The 18,314-nt window shown below is 30.7% G+C and carries 16 protein-coding genes and 1 other annotated feature; of the genes, 11 read left to right on the forward strand and 5 right to left on the reverse strand.

Features of this window, described 5'->3' with window-relative positions:
* Positions 1 to 88: 88 nt before the first annotated feature.
* A complete protein-coding gene (locus G6Z82_RS00150; protein WP_164785669.1) occupies positions 89 to 1,582 on the reverse strand; it encodes a peptide MFS transporter in 1,494 nt (497 codons plus the stop codon).
* Positions 1,583 to 1,758: 176 nt separating this feature from the next.
* On the opposite strand from G6Z82_RS00150, the gene nagB reads away from it, so the two are divergent.
* From nagB to G6Z82_RS00175, 5 genes are all read left to right on the forward strand, one after another.
* The gene (gene nagB / locus G6Z82_RS00155) at positions 1,759 to 2,463 is read left to right on the forward strand and encodes a glucosamine-6-phosphate deaminase (RefSeq protein ID WP_006732173.1); all 705 of its coding nucleotides are present in this window, start codon (positions 1,759 to 1,761) and stop codon (positions 2,461 to 2,463) included.
* A gap of 117 nt (positions 2,464 to 2,580) precedes the next feature.
* Complete coding sequence (locus tag G6Z82_RS00160; protein ID WP_035517279.1) at positions 2,581 to 3,228, forward strand: deoxynucleoside kinase; 648 nt, start codon at positions 2,581 to 2,583, stop codon at positions 3,226 to 3,228.
* Between the two features lie 12 nt (positions 3,229 to 3,240).
* The gene (locus tag G6Z82_RS00165; RefSeq protein WP_006729252.1) at positions 3,241 to 3,906 is read left to right on the forward strand and encodes a deoxynucleoside kinase; all 666 of its coding nucleotides are present in this window, start codon (positions 3,241 to 3,243) and stop codon (positions 3,904 to 3,906) included.
* 21 nt (positions 3,907 to 3,927) lie between these two features.
* Positions 3,928 to 5,238 (forward strand): NCS2 family permease, encoded by a 1,311-nt coding sequence (locus tag G6Z82_RS00170; protein WP_164785670.1) that lies wholly within the window; start codon positions 3,928 to 3,930, stop codon positions 5,236 to 5,238.
* 17 nt (positions 5,239 to 5,255) lie between these two features.
* Complete coding sequence (locus G6Z82_RS00175) at positions 5,256 to 5,903, forward strand: type II CAAX endopeptidase family protein (RefSeq protein WP_006736107.1); 648 nt, start codon at positions 5,256 to 5,258, stop codon at positions 5,901 to 5,903.
* Positions 5,904 to 5,950: 47 nt separating this feature from the next.
* On the opposite strand, the gene G6Z82_RS00180 is transcribed toward G6Z82_RS00175, so the two are convergent.
* Positions 5,951 to 7,111 carry a cation:proton antiporter gene (locus G6Z82_RS00180; RefSeq protein WP_006736495.1) on the reverse strand — a complete coding sequence of 387 codons (1,161 nt, stop codon included), beginning with the start codon at positions 7,109 to 7,111 and terminating at the stop codon, positions 5,951 to 5,953.
* A 62-nt stretch (positions 7,112 to 7,173) separates the two neighbouring features.
* Positions 7,174 to 7,222 (reverse strand) — a sequence feature (sodium ion sensor (DUF1646 type); this cis-regulatory element may regulate processes involved in with the transportation of sodium ions).
* A 74-nt stretch (positions 7,223 to 7,296) separates the two neighbouring features.
* Positions 7,297 to 7,788 carry a cyclic-di-AMP-binding protein CbpB gene (gene cbpB / locus G6Z82_RS00185; protein ID WP_006736128.1) on the reverse strand — a complete coding sequence of 164 codons (492 nt, stop codon included), beginning with the start codon at positions 7,786 to 7,788 and terminating at the stop codon, positions 7,297 to 7,299.
* Between the two features lie 152 nt (positions 7,789 to 7,940).
* Here cbpB and G6Z82_RS00190 point away from each other — a divergent pair, with 152 nt between their 5' ends.
* The 6 genes from G6Z82_RS00190 to dltD all read left to right on the forward strand — a co-directional run bounded on the left by G6Z82_RS00190 (position 7,941) and on the right by dltD (position 14,933).
* Entirely contained in the window at positions 7,941 to 9,089 is a 1,149-nt protein-coding gene (locus G6Z82_RS00190) for a YncE family protein (RefSeq protein WP_006734683.1), read from the forward strand.
* Positions 9,090 to 9,464: 375 nt separating this feature from the next.
* On the forward strand, positions 9,465 to 9,620 hold the full coding sequence (locus G6Z82_RS00195; RefSeq protein ID WP_006729245.1) for a teichoic acid D-Ala incorporation-associated protein DltX: 156 nt from the start codon (positions 9,465 to 9,467) through the stop codon (positions 9,618 to 9,620).
* A gap of 18 nt (positions 9,621 to 9,638) precedes the next feature.
* Positions 9,639 to 11,156, forward strand: coding sequence for a D-alanine--poly(phosphoribitol) ligase subunit DltA (gene dltA, locus G6Z82_RS00200; protein WP_006729244.1), 1,518 nt, complete (start codon positions 9,639 to 9,641; stop codon positions 11,154 to 11,156).
* Positions 11,153 to 12,370: a D-alanyl-lipoteichoic acid biosynthesis protein DltB gene (gene dltB, locus G6Z82_RS00205; protein WP_164785671.1), complete on the forward strand. Its 1,218-nt coding sequence runs from the start codon at positions 11,153 to 11,155 to the stop codon at positions 12,368 to 12,370. The genes dltA and dltB overlap by 4 nt, the downstream gene beginning before the upstream one ends.
* Before the next feature lie 45 nt (positions 12,371 to 12,415).
* Positions 12,416 to 12,655, forward strand: a complete 240-nt coding sequence (gene dltC, locus G6Z82_RS00210) for a D-alanine--poly(phosphoribitol) ligase subunit DltC (protein WP_006729242.1) — start codon at positions 12,416 to 12,418, stop codon at positions 12,653 to 12,655.
* Positions 12,648 to 14,933 (forward strand): D-alanyl-lipoteichoic acid biosynthesis protein DltD, encoded by a 2,286-nt coding sequence (dltD, locus tag G6Z82_RS00215; protein WP_006738031.1) that lies wholly within the window; start codon positions 12,648 to 12,650, stop codon positions 14,931 to 14,933. Before dltC ends, dltD begins: the two co-directional genes overlap by 8 nt.
* A gap of 51 nt (positions 14,934 to 14,984) precedes the next feature.
* On the opposite strand, the gene G6Z82_RS00220 is transcribed toward dltD, so the two are convergent.
* Together G6Z82_RS00220 and G6Z82_RS00225 are read right to left on the reverse strand one after the other, a co-directional pair.
* Entirely contained in the window at positions 14,985 to 17,426 is a 2,442-nt protein-coding gene (locus G6Z82_RS00220; protein ID WP_164785672.1) for an ABC transporter permease, read from the reverse strand.
* 9 nt (positions 17,427 to 17,435) lie between these two features.
* The gene (locus G6Z82_RS00225; protein WP_006730817.1) at positions 17,436 to 18,137 is read right to left on the reverse strand and encodes an ABC transporter ATP-binding protein; all 702 of its coding nucleotides are present in this window, start codon (positions 18,135 to 18,137) and stop codon (positions 17,436 to 17,438) included.
* Positions 18,138 to 18,314: the final 177 nt, after the last annotated feature.

Raw genomic sequence — 18,314 nt, forward strand, 5'->3', positions numbered from 1 at the left:
AATTTAGATATTCGATTTTATTACTAAAATTGTTGTACATAAAAAGAGTGTTTTTATTATTAAAAAACACTCTTTTTATGAAATATAACTATTTAGAATCTCCCATTAATGCGGATATTTTCTTAACGCCGAATAGTAATAAAATACCGAACACGATACTTACTATTCCGACAGCAATGAAATAGTTAACCTCAGTTTTAGGGGTGTAGAATCGAATTATTTGTGCATTTATTGCCTGTGCAACAGCATCACTTAAGTACCATAAACTCATCATTTGAGTTTTAAAAACTTTTGGTGATAATTGTGTAGTGACAGATAAACCGATCGGCGAGATTAACATTTCACCTATTTCTACAATAAACCAAGATAATACTAACCATAGTGGACTTACTCGGCCGCTAGTACCAAATAATGCTCCCGGGATAGCCATTACTAAATATGACAATCCAGCAAAACCTAAACCCACTGCAAATTTTGTTGGTGCCGTAGGTTGTTTTTTCCAGCTGTTCCATAATGCAACAAATATCGGTGTTAGGATCATTATAAATAGTGGGTTCAATAGTTGGAAGTTTGCTGCTTGGAAGTACCAATTACCTAAGTGTAGAACAGTTCTATTTTCAGCAAACAATGCTAAAACTACGGCTCCTGATTCTTCAATTCCCCAAAAAATGATTGCTGCTAAAAATAAAGGAATGTACGCAATAACTTTTCTGCGTTCAGAGTGCGATACCTTATTAGATTTAAATATTATTGTAAAATAAATGATCGGCAATACAACAGCGATAATAGTAATTAAATTAATTATATTATTTATATTAAGTGCGTGTAAAAGTGCCATAGCACCTAGTACTATTAGTAGTGATATGATCCCATATGAGAATTTGATTAAAACTTGCTTCTTTTCTTGTTTAGTCATAGGATCTTCAGGTTTAAATGATTTAGCAGGTAAATATTTATTGCTTGCAAAATAATATTGTATTAAACCTAATAACATACCTATAGCGGCTAATACAAATCCAGCATGGAAGTTGGTTACATTTCCAAATACATGAAAGCCAAAACCAGAACTAGCCCAAGGTACTACGATCGGGGCGATCATTGCACCAAAGTTAATACCAAAAACATATAAGCTGAAACCTGCATCTCTACGTTGATCATTCTTATCGTATAAATTACCAACTGTGGCAGAAGCACTTGGGTTTAAAAAACCAGAACCTAAGACGATAAATGCAATTGATAGATAAAGTGCTGCTACACCTAATGGAGTTGACAAGCAAATATGCCCCATCATAATCAAAATTCCACCTATAAAAGTAGTTTTATAGGTTCCCCATATACGATCTGATATCCAACCACCTAATAAAGTAGAAATAAATACCAAAGATCCATAGATTGACATAATGGCGGCAGCATTATATTGGCTCATACCTAAGCCACCTTTATTTACTGCATAGTATATATAGTAAATAAGGATTGCACGCATACCATAATAACTAAATCTTTCCCACATTACAGTGTAGAATATGGTAGATAATCCTTTTGGTTGTCCAAAAAATGCAGTATCGCTGTTTTTTTGACTCATTTTTATCCTCCTAATTAATAAAACACATACTCGAAATTATATTATTTTTTTAAAAAAATATCAAATTTAAAAAATATTTATATTATAAAAATTGTTTTTTTATTGAATATAGTTGACAAATTTAGCAAAAGGTATACAATGGACTATACCAATTTAGAAAGAAGGGGATTGAAATTATGATAGTTACAATTGTTAAAGATAAATATGAAGGTGGCAAAAAAGCCTTTGAACTGATAAAAAAAGGTGTAGCGGATGGTGCTAAAGTTTTAGGTTTAGCTACTGGCTCAACTCCGATAACACTATATGATCAGATGGTAGAGAGCGATGTGGATTTTACTAATATAACTAGTATAAATTTAGACGAATATTATGGGTTAGATCCCCAAAATAGTCAAAGTTATCATTATTTTATGAAGAAACATCTTTTTGAAAAGAAACCATTTTACAAAACTTATATACCTAATGGTAAAGCTAAAGATATCAATCAAGAAATTGCTGATTATGATAAAATAATTTCTGACAACCCAATTGATATTCAAATTTTAGGAATTGGTGGCAATGGTCATATTGCTTTTAATGAACCGGGCACTCCTTTTGATAGCACGACACATGAAGTTACATTAGCTTCTAGCACTATTAAAGCTAATTCCAGATTTTTTGATAATCAAGATGATGTACCTAAAAGAGCAATTTGCATGGGCATAAAATCGATTATGTCTGCCAAACAAATCATTTTAATGGCTTATGGAGCTGCCAAACAGGATGCAGTTAAGGCAATGGTTGAAGGACCTGTGACAGAAACTGTTCCTGCTTCAGTGTTACAAAAACATCCGAATGTGGTTGTTATTGTTGACCGTGATGCAGCAGCTAAATTATCATAGTTTAAAAAAATAACTTATGTATTATGCATAAGTTATTTTTAAATTGAAAATATACTTGTTAGGTACAATATGTTGTTATAAACTTTTATAGGTAAACCAATATATTGTAGAAGGAAAGTGATGACAGTTATTGTATTAAGTGGGCCTATTGGGGCCGGTAAATCCAGCTTAACCAAGATTTTAGCAGATGAACTACATGGCCAGGCATTTTATGAAAATGTTGATGGCAATCCGATTTTACCGTTATTTTATAAAGATATGTCTAAATATACATTTTTGTTAAACGTATATTTAATGAATCATAGATTAGAGCAAATTAATTGTGCAAACAAAATGAAAAATAGTGTCATTGATCATTCAATTTATGAAGATTCGGTTTTCTTTAAAATGAATGTTGATAATGGTATTGCGGATAGTACGGAGTTTAAGATATATCGTGATTTAGTCAATAATATGATGGAGGATGTTCCAGGTAGTGTGCATAAAAAACCAGATCTTTTGATTTATATTCATGCTTCGCTTGATACTATGCTTAAGCATATTAAACAACGAGGAAGGATATTTGAGCAACTATCGACAGATCCAAAATTAGAAGATTACTATGCGTGTTTAAATAGTCACTATGATCCATGGTTTGAACAATATGACGCGTCAGACAAGTTAATGATAGATGGCGATAAATATGATTTTGTTAATGATGTATCTGCTCGGAAAATTGTAGTTAACCAAGTGATGGAAAAATTACGTAATTTGGGTAAATTATAAAGAAGGAAAGTGATGGCAGTTATTGTATTGAGTGGGCCTATTGGAGCCGGTAAATCCAGTTTAACAAGTATATTATCTAAATATTTAGCGACAGATCCTTTTTATGAAAGTGTTGATGATAATCCTGTATTACCATTATTTTATGAAAATCCTAAAAAATATGCATTTTTATTGCAAGTATATTTTTTAAATACACGCTTTAAGAGTATAAAAAAGGCACTGTCAGCAGATAATAATGTATTAGATCGTTCTATTTATGAGGATGCGTTATTTTTTCAAATGAATGCCGATATAGGTCGAGCTACTAAAGAAGAAGTAACGACGTACTATGAATTGCTTGATGGTATGATGGCAGAACTTAAAGCTATGCCTAAAAGGCAACCAGACTTATTAATTCATATTCATGTTTCATATGAAACGATGATTAAGAGAATCCAAAAGCGTGGTCGTAAATATGAACAATTGAGTTATGATCCTACTTTGGAAGACTATTATAAACGATTATTGACTTATTATAAGCCATGGTATGATCAATATAATTATTCTCCTAAAATGGTTATAGATGGTGATAAATATGATTTTATGAATAGTGCCGATGATTGTGATAAAGTCTTAAAAATGATAGTCGCAAAATTAAAAGAAGTGGGCAAGTTACCTCAAGATTGGACTAAGTTATGAGTAGAGTAATGGAGAATTATCATGAACATTATCAAAAAATATTTTAGCTTAGATGAAGCACATACAAGTATAAAAATCGAATTTTTAGCTGGATTAACAACATTTATTTCTATGTCATATATACTATTTGTTAATCCAAGTGTCTTAGGAGCTAGTGGGATGGATAAAGGAGCTGTTTTTACGGCTACTGCCTTAGCATCAGCTTTAGGAACAGCAATTATGGGAATTGTAGCTAATTATCCGATTGGAGAAGCTCCAGCTTTAGGTATCAACGCTTTTTTCGCTTACACTGTATGTATAGGTATGCATGTTAAGTGGCAGACAGCTTTAGCTAGTGTTTTTGTGGCCTCTGTTTTATTTATATTGATTACTTTACTTAAACTAAGAGAAAAAATTATTAATTCAATTCCAGCTGATTTGAAATTTGCTATATCATCAGGTATAGGCTTGTTTATAGCTTTTTTAGGATTACAAAATAGTGGCATGATTGTTGGTAATAAAGCCACTTTAGTATCTATTGGTTCTTTGGAGAATCCTTTAGTATGGATAACTATATTTGGTCTTTTATTGACTGTAGTTTTGATGATTTTAAATATACCAGGTTCTATATTTATTGGCATGGTTTTTGCAGCTATATTTGGCATAGTAATAGGTCAAATTGCTATACCAACCAAATTTATATCTTTTGCTCCTAGTTTACAACCGATATTTGGTCAAGCGATTTATCATATTGGTGATATTAATACTGTGCAGATGGTGGTTGTTGTTTTAACATTTCTTTTAGTTACTTTCTTTGATACGGCAGGTACATTGATTGGATTAGCTCAGCAGGCTGGATTTATTAAAAATAATAAGATGCCACGAGTGGGAAAAGCATTAGCGGCAGATTCTACGGCAATGATGGCTGGTTCAGTTTTAGGTACATCTCCTGTGGGGGCATTTGTTGAATCTAGTTCAGGTATTGCAGTGGGTGGACGAACAGGATTAACTGCAGTATTTATTTCGATTTTCTTCTTAATTTCAATGCTTTTTAGTCCTCTTTTATCAATTTTTACTGCTCAAGTTACGGCTCCTGCATTAATTATTGTAGGTGTATTGATGGCACAAAATACTGCACATATTCATTGGGATCGACTAGAAATTGCAGTACCAGCATTTTTAATTTTATTAGGTATGCCTTTAACATATAGTATTTCTGATGGCATTTCTCTTGGCATGATTACATACCCTATTTGTATGATTGCTGCTAAAAAATATAAAGAAATTACGCCAATGATGTGGGTTTTGTTCTTTATTTTTATTATTTTCCTCTGGATTTTAAATATTAAATAAAATGGAAGGTAATGTTTATGAAAAAAATTATTTCTCACCTAATACATGCGTTATATATTTTCTTTGCTTTCTTTATATATACACTATTACAGTTATTATATTTTTTCAGAATTCCCAAAACTTGGAAACCTTTCTATAATATCTTGGCAGTAGCTATTTCTTTGGTAGGTATTTTACTGCTAGCATATTTATATTATAAAGGTCTAAAACACCAGAAATTATCGTTTAATAATAAGCCACATTGGGATATTAAGCGAATATTATTTTCATTAGGTATGTTTATCTTACTTATTGTTTGTCAGGTTGTGATGATAAAATTCTTTTATGCAAATCATATTTCAGCTAATCAAAAAGAATTAATTCATATGCAACAAAGAGTAGGCTCTCTATTTAAAGTTTTAGTTATATTAGTTGCTCCATTTTGTGAGGAAATAATTTTTAGAGGTTTATTTTTCAATTACTTTTTTACTCAAGATAATATATATAGCAAAACATTTGGCATTATTATCAATGGCTTTTTATTTGCATGGTTGCATGATCCAACTTTTTCGATTTTTATATACTTATACTGGGTAATGGGGATGATTTTGGCATTTACATATTTGCAGACAAAGGATTTGAGATATTCGATTTTAGTTCATATGTTAAATAATATGTTAGGCTGAATAAAAAGGACTTGTATACAAATACAAGTCCTTTTTGCTTTTAATGATTAACTTAATTGTGGCGTTTTTTTAATATAATAATTTAGTATGAATGGAGATATAACAGTGGTTACGATAATTACTAAAATTAAACTGGAGTAAATATCACGTGGAAATAGATGATGTGCAATTCCAATTTGTGCAACAATTAATGCTACTTCACCTCGTGAAATCATACCTGCTCCAACAATATTACCTTCTAAAGGCGTGAATCCAAAATATTCACTAGAATATTTACCAGCCCAGAATTTAGATAACAAAGCTAAAATAGTCATTAAAATAATAAAAATTGCATCTTGAATCATGCTAGAAAAAGTCATTACTAGTCCAATTTCTGCAAAGAATACAGGTATAAAAATAGAATAACCAATAGCAGAAACTGATTCTGCAACTTCTTCGTATTGAGGTGTTTGTCTAATTGCTAATCCTCCAAAAAAGGCACCTACTACTGCACTCAAGCCTACAAAATCAGCTACCCAAGCCATAGTTAATGACAATATTAACGAGGCAATTACCACTGAATAAGAAACTGAAATTTTTTCTGCAATTCGCATAAAATATGGTGCAATAAATTTATATATTAGCCAAACAACTATGAAATAACCTATTTCAATTACAATGTTGATAAAAAAGTTATTAGTTAAACCACTACGTCCACCTTCATGACTGAAAGTAGTAAATAAGCTTAAAACAACAACTGCTAAAATATCATCTACCACAGCTGCTCCAAGAATAGCTGTTCCCGCTCTGCTATTTAATTGCTTAGCATCTTTTAACACTTCAACAGATATTGAAACGCTAGTAGCAGCAAACACTATTCCGATAAATAAAGCTTCTAGAGGTTTCATTTTAAAGAACAAGCATGAGGTGCTAATAAAGAGAACAGGTAAAATTACACCTATACTTGCAACAGTGAAACTAAGCTTAAAATACTTTTTCAATAAATCTATATCACTTTCCAATCCCGCTAAGAACATTAGCAAAATTACACCAAATTCAGAAAACAAGGTTATGGTTTGATTGGGATGTACTAATGACAACATAGCTGGTCCTAAAATAATTCCAGATAATAATTGACCAATTACGGCAGGCATTTCCAAACGTGTAAACAACTGCCCTAAAATGGTTGTAATTAATAAAATTAAAATTAATTCACCTAAAAAGTGCATGAATAATATTTCCTTTCCAGTTAAAAATGTACCAAGGTTGTAAGTAAAAAAGCTTCAAGAAAGCTTATTGACCCAAATAAGCATATCTTGAAAGCTTTAAATGCTCCAACCACTGATAACATATAAAATGTATAAGATAGATATATTTTATAAAATTAATTAAATTTGTACAATATTTATTCACATTAATTATTATTTTTATTCTGATTTTTAATAGGAATTACATTATAATAATCTTCAAAATTATGTACTACAAAATTGAAAGCCTTAATCCATTCACGTCTTGTTAGTATTCCTTGGAATATACCTGTGTCATTTACAACTGGTAAAAAAGAATTATCAATTAATAAGTGCAATTGCGTTTCTAATGTTGTTTGCGTAAAATTTATTTTACTAAAAGTAGTTTGCATAACATCTTTCACTTTAAGTATTGTTAAAGGATTAGTCGAGATATGATCAGTTAAGAGCATTTTATTTGTAATCATAGCTAGACTTAATAATCCAACTACACATTTTTCTTTATTTAAAACGGGTATTTTGGCATATCTAACTTTAGTTAAAATTAAAAAAGCATGGTATAAAGGTGCATCATCTTGTACAAATGCAATTTTTGATGCTGGTATGAAAAACGTACCGGATTTTTTATCTAATAAGTTTTTTATAGCAGGTGAAAACATGCAATCAATCCTTTCCTCAGAAACATTATATATATATTATAGTATATAAGATAATTCTGATTATTCATTGTAAAATCCCATTAAGCGAAGTAGTATAAATATTTTACACAGTTATATGCCTATAGTACAATGAAGATTTGAGGGGGATGATGATGAAAATTTTTAAAAAGGTACTTAGAAGTTGCTTTATTATCCTATCTTTATCACTTATGGTTATTATTTCTTTTATTGCATATCATTCTTATTTAGAACATAAAAGCGTAAAAATCAATGTATATAGTAGACCTGCCTTAATCAAAGCTGCTGATGGTAATAGTATCAGTCCAAGTTATAATAGTTCATATGCATATAAAAAGAGATTGTCGGAACGATACCCTAATATATATCAGGCTGCGTTTGATGCTCCTTCACAAAGCCATATCGGTTCAAATGTAATTATTCCAGGATTAGTAGTGACTAGAGTATATGATTATACAAAAAAGAAGATCACAGAAGCTGATGAAATGACACCACAAGGGATTACAATAGCAGATAAGTATATTTTGGTATCAGCTTATGATGCAAAAAATAGACATGCTTCAGTAATATATGTTATTAATAGTCATACGCAAAAATATGTTAAGACTATCCAAGTGCCTGGTAGACCACATTTAGGGGGCATTACATATGATCCTGTAGCTCATAATATTTGGATCACTGGTCGCCAAAATGGTCAGGCTGCTTTGATGTCCTTTTCATTAAAAAAACTAAAAAGATATGATTATAAGAAAAAACATAAGTCCGTCCAATATGACCATATTGTAACTTTACCAACTGTAGAACGGGCTTCCTGCGTTACATATTATGATAATCAATTATTTATATGTCTTTTTAATAAATATTGTAAGGGGCAAATAGTATCATATCCTATTTCTAGAACTAAACCTTATAAAGGAACAATTATTAGTGATCAAATTAAGGCAGTCACAGGGGAAGTCTCTTGGGCTTTAGGATCTGGGAGTGCAGGTCTTGATCCGCAAATCCAAGGCTTAGCATTTTATCAAAATAGAATTATTTTAAGTCAATCCTATGGCAGTCAAGATTCCAAGTTATATTTTTATTCTACATCTGCTTTAAATAATTTAGATAATAGTAAAGCTGATAAAGTAGTCAATTTGCCACCATATCTAGAACAAATACATGCGGTAGATGGTCAATTATTAATGTTATTTGAATCTGGCTCCAAAGCTTATGCTCGAGATAATATGATGGTAATGGATAGAATTTTATCGGTTAATATTAATGCGTTGTTAGGAAGTTAGAAAGGTAACAATTATTATGATCTTGCCCGGAGTCCGCAGATGGATAAGAATTTCAGGATGGTTAGGAATATTTGTAGCATATATAATCTTGCAAATGTATAATTATACACACCAACCAATGTTTATTGTTTCCCTAGTTATTGTTATTCTATATTCGGCTTATATGTTAGCTACTTCAGCAGAGCCTAGCTGGTATATTACTAGTATAATGTTACGTAGAATAATAATATGTATTTGTTTGGTATCGATAATTCAAGGAGTTTTTTTGTGTATAGCTTATTATAAATTAAAAAAATCTAGAACAATCAAATAAATAAATATCCGTTTTTGAAATATTGTTGTAAAATTTAATCATGGTATGTTTAGGGGGGAATTATGATTAAAATAAATGATAAAAATAAGACATGTTTAAAGAATATAAGTATATTTGTCTTGAAAACATTATTTTATTTTGCAATATTGCTAGTTTTAGTATATCTATATTCATATAGTGGTATTGGAGCAGCAAAATTTATATATAAGGATTTCTAATTTGAAAGGTATTAATAAATGATCAAAGATATAATTCAAAAAATAGATGGGATTGCATTAGAAGATCCACATCGATTAGCATATGATTACCTAGGAAATACAAAAACATATGGTGAATTGAAATTGCGTTCAGATCAGTACGCTACTAAAATTAATTCTTTAGGATTAGCATCTAAAGAGCCTATTATGATCTGGGGAGGTCAAACGTTTGATGTTATTGCAGCTTTTTTGGGTTGCTTAAAATCAGGACATGCTTATATTCCAATTGCATCATATTCTAACAGTGATCGTTTATTTATGATACAAGATGTTTCTAAGGCTACTACTGTTATAGCGGTGGATCCACTACCTGTTGCCGTGGAAGGCGTAAATGTTATTGTGCCATCAGATATAGACAAAATTGACAGTGTTAAGATAAATGAAGCTGATTTTGTAGCTGGTGATGATAACTTTTACATTCTATTTACTTCAGGCACTACAGGAAAGCCTAAGGGTGTTCAAATTAGTTATAACAATGTTGTTAGTTTCTTAAATTGGGAATTTGCCGATTTCAAATTGCCAGACAGACCTAAATTCTTGGCACAGGTTACTTATTCTTTTGATGTATCTGTAATGAGCATATATCCAGCTCTATTATCTGGCGGTAGCATTGTTGTTATGCCGCATGAAATAACATCTAATTTGGGTCAATTATTTAAGATTTTACCTAATTTGAAATTTAATGTCTGGGTATCTACACCTTCATTTGTGGAAATGTGCTTTTTAGATCCAACATTCAATCAGGAACATCATCCTGACATAACACACTTTTTATTATGCGGTGAAGAATTTGGTCATAGGACTGCACAAATGTTGCATAACAAATTTAGTAATAGTCACATCTTTAATACATATGGTCCTACTGAAACCACAGTGGCAATTACTCAAGTTGAAATAACGGATGAAATTCTGAAAAAGTATAACCGTTTACCTATTGGTAAAGTAAAGGAAGATACTGTAATAACTATTGATACTACTAAAGGACAAAAAGAATCACAGGGTGAGATTGTTGTCACTGGTCCTACTGTTTCTAAAGGTTATATGAATGATCCTGAAAGAACTAAGAAGGTCTTTTTCCATCAAGATGGACAAAAGTACCCTAGTTATCGCGTTGGTGACTTAGGATTTTTTGAGGATGGTATGTTATTTTACCGTGGTCGTATCGATTTTCAAATTAAATTTAATGGCTTTCGTATTGAACTAGAAGAAATTAATTTCTATTTATCGAAAAATCCATTAGTACGTTATGGTGTTGTTGCTCCTAAATATAATAAAGATAATAAAGTACAACAATTAGTAGCGGTGGTGGAATTGGCCGAAGGAGTTAAGGAAAAGTACTCTGAAAAAGAAATAACACAGCAAATTCGTGAGAGTTTGGAAAAAGAAGTTATGCCGTATATGATACCACAAAGATTTGTTTATAAGGATAAGTTGCCAATATCGCAAAATGGCAAAGTAAATATTAAACAAGTCATTAAGGAGGTTAATAACGCGTGATCAATCTGCAGCCGTATACTAACCCTCGTTACTTTATCATTTTATTTATAGCTTTGTTGCCTTTGATTATTGGTCTTTATAATGGCAAAAGATATAAAAATTATGAAGCGTTTATTTCATTTCTTTTTTTATTCTTAATGTTTTCAGGTTCTGAATGGATACAAGGGGTGCAAATTATAGGATATGTTATTTTTCAATTTCTGATAACGTTCCTATATCAAAAGTATTTAAAAAAAGGGAAGAACAGTACTAAGGTTTTTGTTTGTGCGGTTATTGCATCTATTTTGCCCTTAGCTTTAGTTAAAATTGCACCATTAGTTCCAACCGACGTTTCAAGCCTCATAGGATTTGTTGGAATATCATATTTAACTTTTAAAACTGTTCAAGTTATTATGGAATTGCGTGATAAGACGATAAAATCTGTTGATCCAGTTACTTATGCACGTTTTTTGTTATTTTTCCCTACGATTTCGTCAGGTCCTATTGATAGGTATAGACGGTTTCAGAAAGACTATGACACAGCTCCAACTAGAGATCAGTACTTAGATTATTTAGAAAAAGGTACTTTTTATATTTTTCAAGGCTTTTTATATAAATTTATTATTGGTTATGTCTTTGGTACGTTATGGTTACCGCAATTAGCTAAAACCGCATTATTTATTGGTAAAGCTAATGGAGGACTTAGGTTGTCATGGGCATTAGTGGGATATATGTATTGTTATAGTATGTACTTATTTTTTGACTTTGCAGGTTATTCTTTGTTTGCTGTAGGTACATCCTATTTTATGGGTATCAATACTCCTGTTAATTTCAATAAGCCATTTATTTCGAAAAATATAAAAGATTTTTGGAATCGTTGGCATATGACTTTGTCTTTTTGGTTCCGTGATTTTATTTTTATGAGATTTACTTTTTTTGCAATGAAAAAGCGATTGATTAGGAATAGAATTAGGTTGTCTCAAATAGCTTATTTATTGAATTTCTTAATAATGGGTTTTTGGCATGGTATAACATGGTATTATATTGTATATGGTATTTTTCATGCTGTAGCTATTATTATTAATGACATTTGGTTGCGATTTAAGAAAAAGCATAGCGATCATATACCACATAATAAGTTTACAGAATCGTTTTCCATATTTTTGACTATTAACATTGTATGTTTTGGTTTCTTGATTTTCTCTGGATTTTTAGATACTCTATGGTTCAAATAAATTTAAGTCAAGTTTGTATATTGATATTGAAAGGAATATATAATAATGGATATTAAGCAAATTGTTTTGGACATTTTAAATGAATTAACAGGAGAAGATTTGTCTTCTCGTATGGATGATAACTTATTTGATACAGGGTTACTAGATTCAATGGCTACAGTTCAATTACTTCTAGAGTTGCAAGAACAGTGTGACGTTACTGCACCTGTATCTGAATTTAACAGAGATGAATGGAACACTGTTAATAAAATAATTGCAAAAGTAGAAAGTTTAAAAAATGAATAGTAAAAGCAGATTACTGCATATTTTTGGTCCGCTTATTTGTGCCTTTGTTTTATTAGAATTAGTTTTATTGTATCCGTGGACAACTGATATAAAATCAGAACAGCTTTTGTATAAAGCGTCAGTATCTTGTTCTAAAAATATATTCAAGGGACAGGAAATTAAACAAGCAGCATTTAGCAAAGAGTATGTGCCATTTTATGGATCAAGTGAATTGTTACGTATGGATTGTTGCCATCCTAGTGTCTTAGCGTATAAATATAAACGTGATTATAAGCCCTTTTTATTGGGGGGACCAGGTAGCCAATCATTAACGCAATTTTTTAATATGCAAGAGACTGTGCAACAATTGCAGAATAAGAAGGCCGTGTATATTATTTCGCCTCAATGGTTTACGAAACAAGGACAGAATCCTAATGCTTTTGGTTTATACTTTTCACAGTTACAATTAGTTAATTGGCTTTTATCTGCTAAAGATAGTATAGCGACTAGATATGTTGCAAGGCGTTTGTTGTCAATGCCCAAAGTGGCTATTAATTCTAATGTTATAACTAATTATGCATTAATGATGATTGCTTCTGGCAAGAAATTAACACCTGAGCAACTTTTGTGGTTTAGAATACGTCGACGGATGCTTTTGAATGAAGATAATTTTTTCACTTCTATGTTCTGTGATGATAATGTGGACCATATCAAAAAAGTATCGGAAAAGTTACCTGATAAGTACGATCTAAATAAGTTGCATGAAGTTGCTACTCTTGAAGGAAAATTAAATACTAATAATAATTCTTTTGGAATTGCTAATCAATTTTATACTAAGAGACTTAACAATGCTAATTTACAACGCTTAAAAGGAGCTCAAAAGACGTTTAATTATACTAAATCGCCAGAATACTCTGATTTGCAATTGGTTTTGAGTGAATTTGCTAAAGAACATGTTAATGTTTTGTTTGTTATCCCTCCTGTTAATAAAAAATGGAGTGATTATACAGGACTTTCTTCCAAAATGTATCAAAAAACCGTTGCTAAGATTAAGCAACAGTTAATTAGTCAAGGCTTTTATAATATTGCGGATCTTTCTAGAGATGGTGGTAAGCCATACTTTATGGAAGATACGATTCATTTGGGTTGGAATGGTTGGCTTGAAGTTGACAAGTATGTAAGACCATTGATGAAACAATGTAATATACCAATATCATACAATCTAAAAAATTATTATTTTAGTAAAACATGGGCTAATAAAGTTAATATTAAACATACAACTAAGCAGTTAACACCTAAGAAACAAGCTCAGTTACATATTAAACAAGCCCTTGATAATGCTAAAGTGCGTGGAAATGTGCTAGTTATTAAAAATAACAAACCATTTTTAAATTATCAAAACTCTTATGCAGATTATGATATGAAAAAGGAAACATTACCTAATTCGAGTTATTTAATTAATTCTACGCAAAAAGTTATGACAGCTGTTATGCTCATGAAACAAGTAGAGAAGGGACGCTTAAGTTTATCGGATAAGTTGTCTAAGTTTTATCCGCAAGTACCATCTGCTGATAAGATTTCTATATCTCAATTATTAAGCATGACATCAGGTTTAGCTACACGTCCTCGTGCGATATTAGGGACGTCGACCTTTAAATCAAATCAAGCTGGTATAAGATATGATATCAAGAAGAATATAATTTTCTCACCGAAGTTGTATAACAAGCGATATTATGATTCCTTTAATTATGTATTGATATCAGGTATTCTAGAAAAGATTACTCATAAAACGTATGAACAATTATTCACTGCTACATACATTAAGCCGTTAGCATTAAAACATACAGCTTTTGCTTGGTCTAAACCTGCAAAAATGTTAGAAATAGGAGCGGTTAATAGTTATCAATCATTGGATAACGTATCTAATCCATTAGTAAAAGTTAATATTGATATTAACCAGTTGCATGGATTAGTAGGTGCAGGCAATATATATATGTCTAATGCTGATTTGTACAAGACTATTAGATATATTCTGCAAGGTAAGATTATCTCTAATCAATCAATAAAAGAATTATTTAATAAGGTCAATAATAAAAATGATGGCTCTAACTATATGGGTGGATTTTACAATTTTGTATCATTTAAATCATGTAATGGTTATGGCTACGGCTTTAGTAATTTTGTACGTATATCTAAAGACGGCTCCAATGCTATTATTGTACAAACTAATATGCCTATTAAAAGATTCTTTGCATTGCGTGCTACTATGAATAAGCTGATATTAGGTTTATCTAATTAAAAAAATGCTTTGAAAAAAGCTAATCTATTTTGAGATAGATTAGCTTTTTTGTTATTCTACAGACTGTAACGCTTGTAACATGTCTTGTTTCTTTATTTTAAAATGGATGATGAATGCTAAGATTGTTGTAACAACTAGGGGAATAATTGCAGATATTAATAAATTATCAAGATATATATTAGGATCAAACATTGCAAAACTAGGAGGTAGTTGTACAATGATGAATTTGTGTAGTAAAAATCCTAAAAACCAGCCTCCAAAAATTCCAAATATAGCTAGAATAATAGTCTCGCGATAAATATACATTGTAGCTTCTATAGAAAAATATCCCAGAACCTTAAGGGTTGCTATTTCACGTATTCGCTCGAGCATATTGATATTTGTTAAATTGTAGATAACTATTAAAGCCAACATAATAGCCATTATAATTAAAATTATTATTACTTCAGTCAAGTTGCCAGTAAAGTTTTTTAATGTTTTAAATGATGTTTGATTAGATAGAATCGTTTGCAAATTATTTGTTTTTAGCAGTTTTTCATTAAATTTGTTTAAATCTTTATGCGATTTCAGAGAAATCATGTCTGCATTAGATGTATAGCTTGTTTGAAAAACTTTTTGATAAGTTTTTCGATTCATGAATAGATAGTGACCTAAATACATTTCACATATGTGGCTAATAGTCACCTTTTTTGTATGGTTATAATTATCTTTAAAAGTAAGTTTATCTCCTACTTTGACATGCATTATTTTAGCTAATTTTTCATTAATGATAGCACCAGATGAATTTAGTAAATAACGTTCTTTGTTTCGTCTATTGCGTAAGTCAAAATATTTTTTTAAAACGTTCTTATCTGCAAAAGTAATTACTTGAATATTAGAATCAATAAATTTATGTGGTTGTTTAGTATGACATACTTTATAGTTTATGTATGTGTGTCGTTTAACATAGTTATCATTAATGATTGATTGGTAATGACTATTATTTTGTGGTATTTGATGGTTATGTAATGCAATCAAATCATATTTGATAATATCGCCATATTGCGTATCAGCAATTTCTTTTAACGAATCCCGAATTCCTAACCCCATGACTAATAAAGCACAACAACCTGCTATACCCAAAATTGTCATGAACATTCTACTTTTAAATCGGAAAACATTTCTAGCAGTTATTTTTAAGGAAAAGGATAATCTATTCCATAAAGGAGGAATTTTTTCCAGTAAAATAGAAGACCCTAATTTTGGCTGCTTAGGTAGTAATAATGCTTTAGGCTCCTCCCTGAGTGCACCCCAAAGAGCCCACATAGAAGCGACAATAGTTGATAATACACAGATAATAATAGCTTCAATTAGTAAAGGTACGGATATTAAATTAATCAGCTGGTCATTAAGGATGGAATTTGCTAAATAAGCTTTCCTAATTATATTAGGTAAGTAGTTAAAGCCTGTATAAGCACCTATAAAAATTCCTAAGCTGCTAGCTAATGTGCTGAAAATAACGAATTGTAATGCAATATCTAAATTAGAATATCCCAGACCTTTTAATGTACCTATATTGATTCGGTCACTATCAATAAAACGCGTCATTGTTGAAAAAGTTACTAATCCGGCAACTGCAAAAAGAAATACAGGAAAGACATTTGATAAAATATCAATTTTTTTTGAGTTAGAGATATACTGCGTGTAGCTTTCCAGGTTATCTCTGCTTTGTACCGTATAATATGGTAATCCTAAAGTATTTTTAAACAAATTAGCTTGCATATCTTTATGGCTAAGGTTTGCATTCAATAGTTTATATAATTTTTGCTGGTCAGAATAAACAAACTGATTGTATTTTTTGTTGTAAGGGTCAATATGTTTGACTTTTTTTAATTTTAAGCGAGCGACATGGTAGACAGGACTTTGAAAATTACCTTTGGTAATAGTTGCAAATCCATCTAGTCTTCCATTACCAATATTAGTTTGTCCAACAAAAGAGCGGTCTAAATATTCAGGCGATTTGATAAAACCAACTATTTTGAAAGAATGTGATTTAATCGTTGCTGAATGTTTAAAGGTGATAGTTTGACCTATATGAAATTTGTTCTGTAATAAGAAAGATAAGGCAATTTCATTAGCTTTGCTAGGCATTTTTCCAGTAACTACTTTAGGGATGCTAATGTTTTTGGGCTTTGAAAAAATTCTAATTGCCAAGTTATTTTTCTTAGTTATTACATCTTGTTGATATCCACATTCTAATTTAGCTGTATCTTTAAAATTGTGTAAAAGTTTTTTATCTATATTATCGATACCATAATTAGAAGTAATGATTAGGTCTGCTAAATTTTGTTTGACAAAAAATTGGCGACCAATTGCACGCATGTCGGGTCCAGTGCTTTTTAAACCTAATAATGCAAAAGTTCCTAATCCTAAAAGAAGTGTGATTGCTATAAACCTGGTGATGGAATTAGTAATTGAGTGAATACTATAACGCCATAAAACTTTTTTATTCATAAAAATCGCCTACCATTCTATGTCATCAATAGATGTGGGATCAGAATTAATATCTATTTTTTTAACTTGTCCATCTTGTATATGAATAATTTTGTCGGCTATAGGAGCAATGGCACTGTTATGTGTCACGATAATAGTTGTAACACCAGAGTTATGACACATTGTTTGCAAAAGATTGAGTATTTTTTTACCAGTTTTATAATCTAATGCTCCTGTTGGTTCGTCGCATAAAAGTAATTTTGGATTTTTGGCTATAGCTCGTGCGATAGCTACTCTTTGTTGTTCGCCACCAGATAGTTGAGAGGGAAAATTGTTCATGCGATTTTCTAGTCCAACTAATTTTAATGCTTTATCTGCTGGCATAGCATTGGCGACTAATTCTGCTGCTAATTCTACATTTTCTTTGGCAGTTAAATTTGGTATCAAGTTATAGAATTGAAAAACAAATCCTACATCATATCGGCGGTATTGTGTTAGTTTTTTATGTGAGTAATGAGATATATTTTTGCCATCTATTATGATGTCTCCTGAACTGCAATTCTCCATACCACCTAAAATATTTAATAGAGTTGATTTTCCAGCACCAGAAGATCCTAAAATGATGACTAGTTCACCTCTATTTATTACAAAATTAATATTATTATTAGCATAGATTTTCTCCATACCATTTTTAAATATTTTAGTGCAATTTTTTATGTCAATGTATGTCATGGTTTCCCCCTCCTGGCAAAATCCTACTATACCTATACTTAAATTGTAACTTTAAGTTAATATTTATGACAATAAAATTTAGCAAAATGTCTTTTTTATTTATATTAAATCAAGTATAATAGTCGTTAGTTTTATATTATTTATTAATTAATTATTAAAAAACTATAAACTATATTA

It is taken from the genome of Lactobacillus iners (assembly GCF_011058775.1).
In the GTDB taxonomy this organism is placed as follows: domain Bacteria; phylum Bacillota; class Bacilli; order Lactobacillales; family Lactobacillaceae; genus Lactobacillus; species Lactobacillus iners.

Excerpts from the sequence above, each read along its gene's own strand:
- dltA (WP_006729244.1), top strand. The coding sequence starts at position 9,639 with ATGATCAAAGATATAATTCAAAAAATAGATGGGATTGCATTAGAAGAT.
- G6Z82_RS00225 (WP_006730817.1), bottom strand. The coding sequence starts at position 18,137 with ATGACATACATTGACATAAAAAATTGCACTAAAATATTTAAAAATGGT.
- G6Z82_RS00150 (WP_164785669.1), bottom strand. The coding sequence starts at position 1,582 with ATGAGTCAAAAAAACAGCGATACTGCATTTTTTGGACAACCAAAAGGA.
- dltD (WP_006738031.1), top strand. The coding sequence starts at position 12,648 with ATGAATAGTAAAAGCAGATTACTGCATATTTTTGGTCCGCTTATTTGT.
- cbpB (WP_006736128.1), bottom strand. The coding sequence starts at position 7,788 with ATGTTTTCACCTGCTATAAAAAACTTATTAGATAAAAAATCCGGTACG.
- G6Z82_RS00170 (WP_164785670.1), top strand. The coding sequence starts at position 3,928 with ATGAACATTATCAAAAAATATTTTAGCTTAGATGAAGCACATACAAGT.
- nagB (WP_006732173.1), top strand. The coding sequence starts at position 1,759 with ATGATAGTTACAATTGTTAAAGATAAATATGAAGGTGGCAAAAAAGCC.
- G6Z82_RS00175 (WP_006736107.1), top strand. The coding sequence starts at position 5,256 with ATGAAAAAAATTATTTCTCACCTAATACATGCGTTATATATTTTCTTT.
- G6Z82_RS00165 (WP_006729252.1), top strand. The coding sequence starts at position 3,241 with ATGGCAGTTATTGTATTGAGTGGGCCTATTGGAGCCGGTAAATCCAGT.
- G6Z82_RS00190 (WP_006734683.1), top strand. The coding sequence starts at position 7,941 with ATGAAAATTTTTAAAAAGGTACTTAGAAGTTGCTTTATTATCCTATCT.
- G6Z82_RS00220 (WP_164785672.1), bottom strand. The coding sequence starts at position 17,426 with ATGAATAAAAAAGTTTTATGGCGTTATAGTATTCACTCAATTACTAAT.
- dltC (WP_006729242.1), top strand. The coding sequence starts at position 12,416 with ATGGATATTAAGCAAATTGTTTTGGACATTTTAAATGAATTAACAGGA.
- G6Z82_RS00180 (WP_006736495.1), bottom strand. The coding sequence starts at position 7,111 with ATGCACTTTTTAGGTGAATTAATTTTAATTTTATTAATTACAACCATT.
- G6Z82_RS00195 (WP_006729245.1), top strand. The coding sequence starts at position 9,465 with ATGATTAAAATAAATGATAAAAATAAGACATGTTTAAAGAATATAAGT.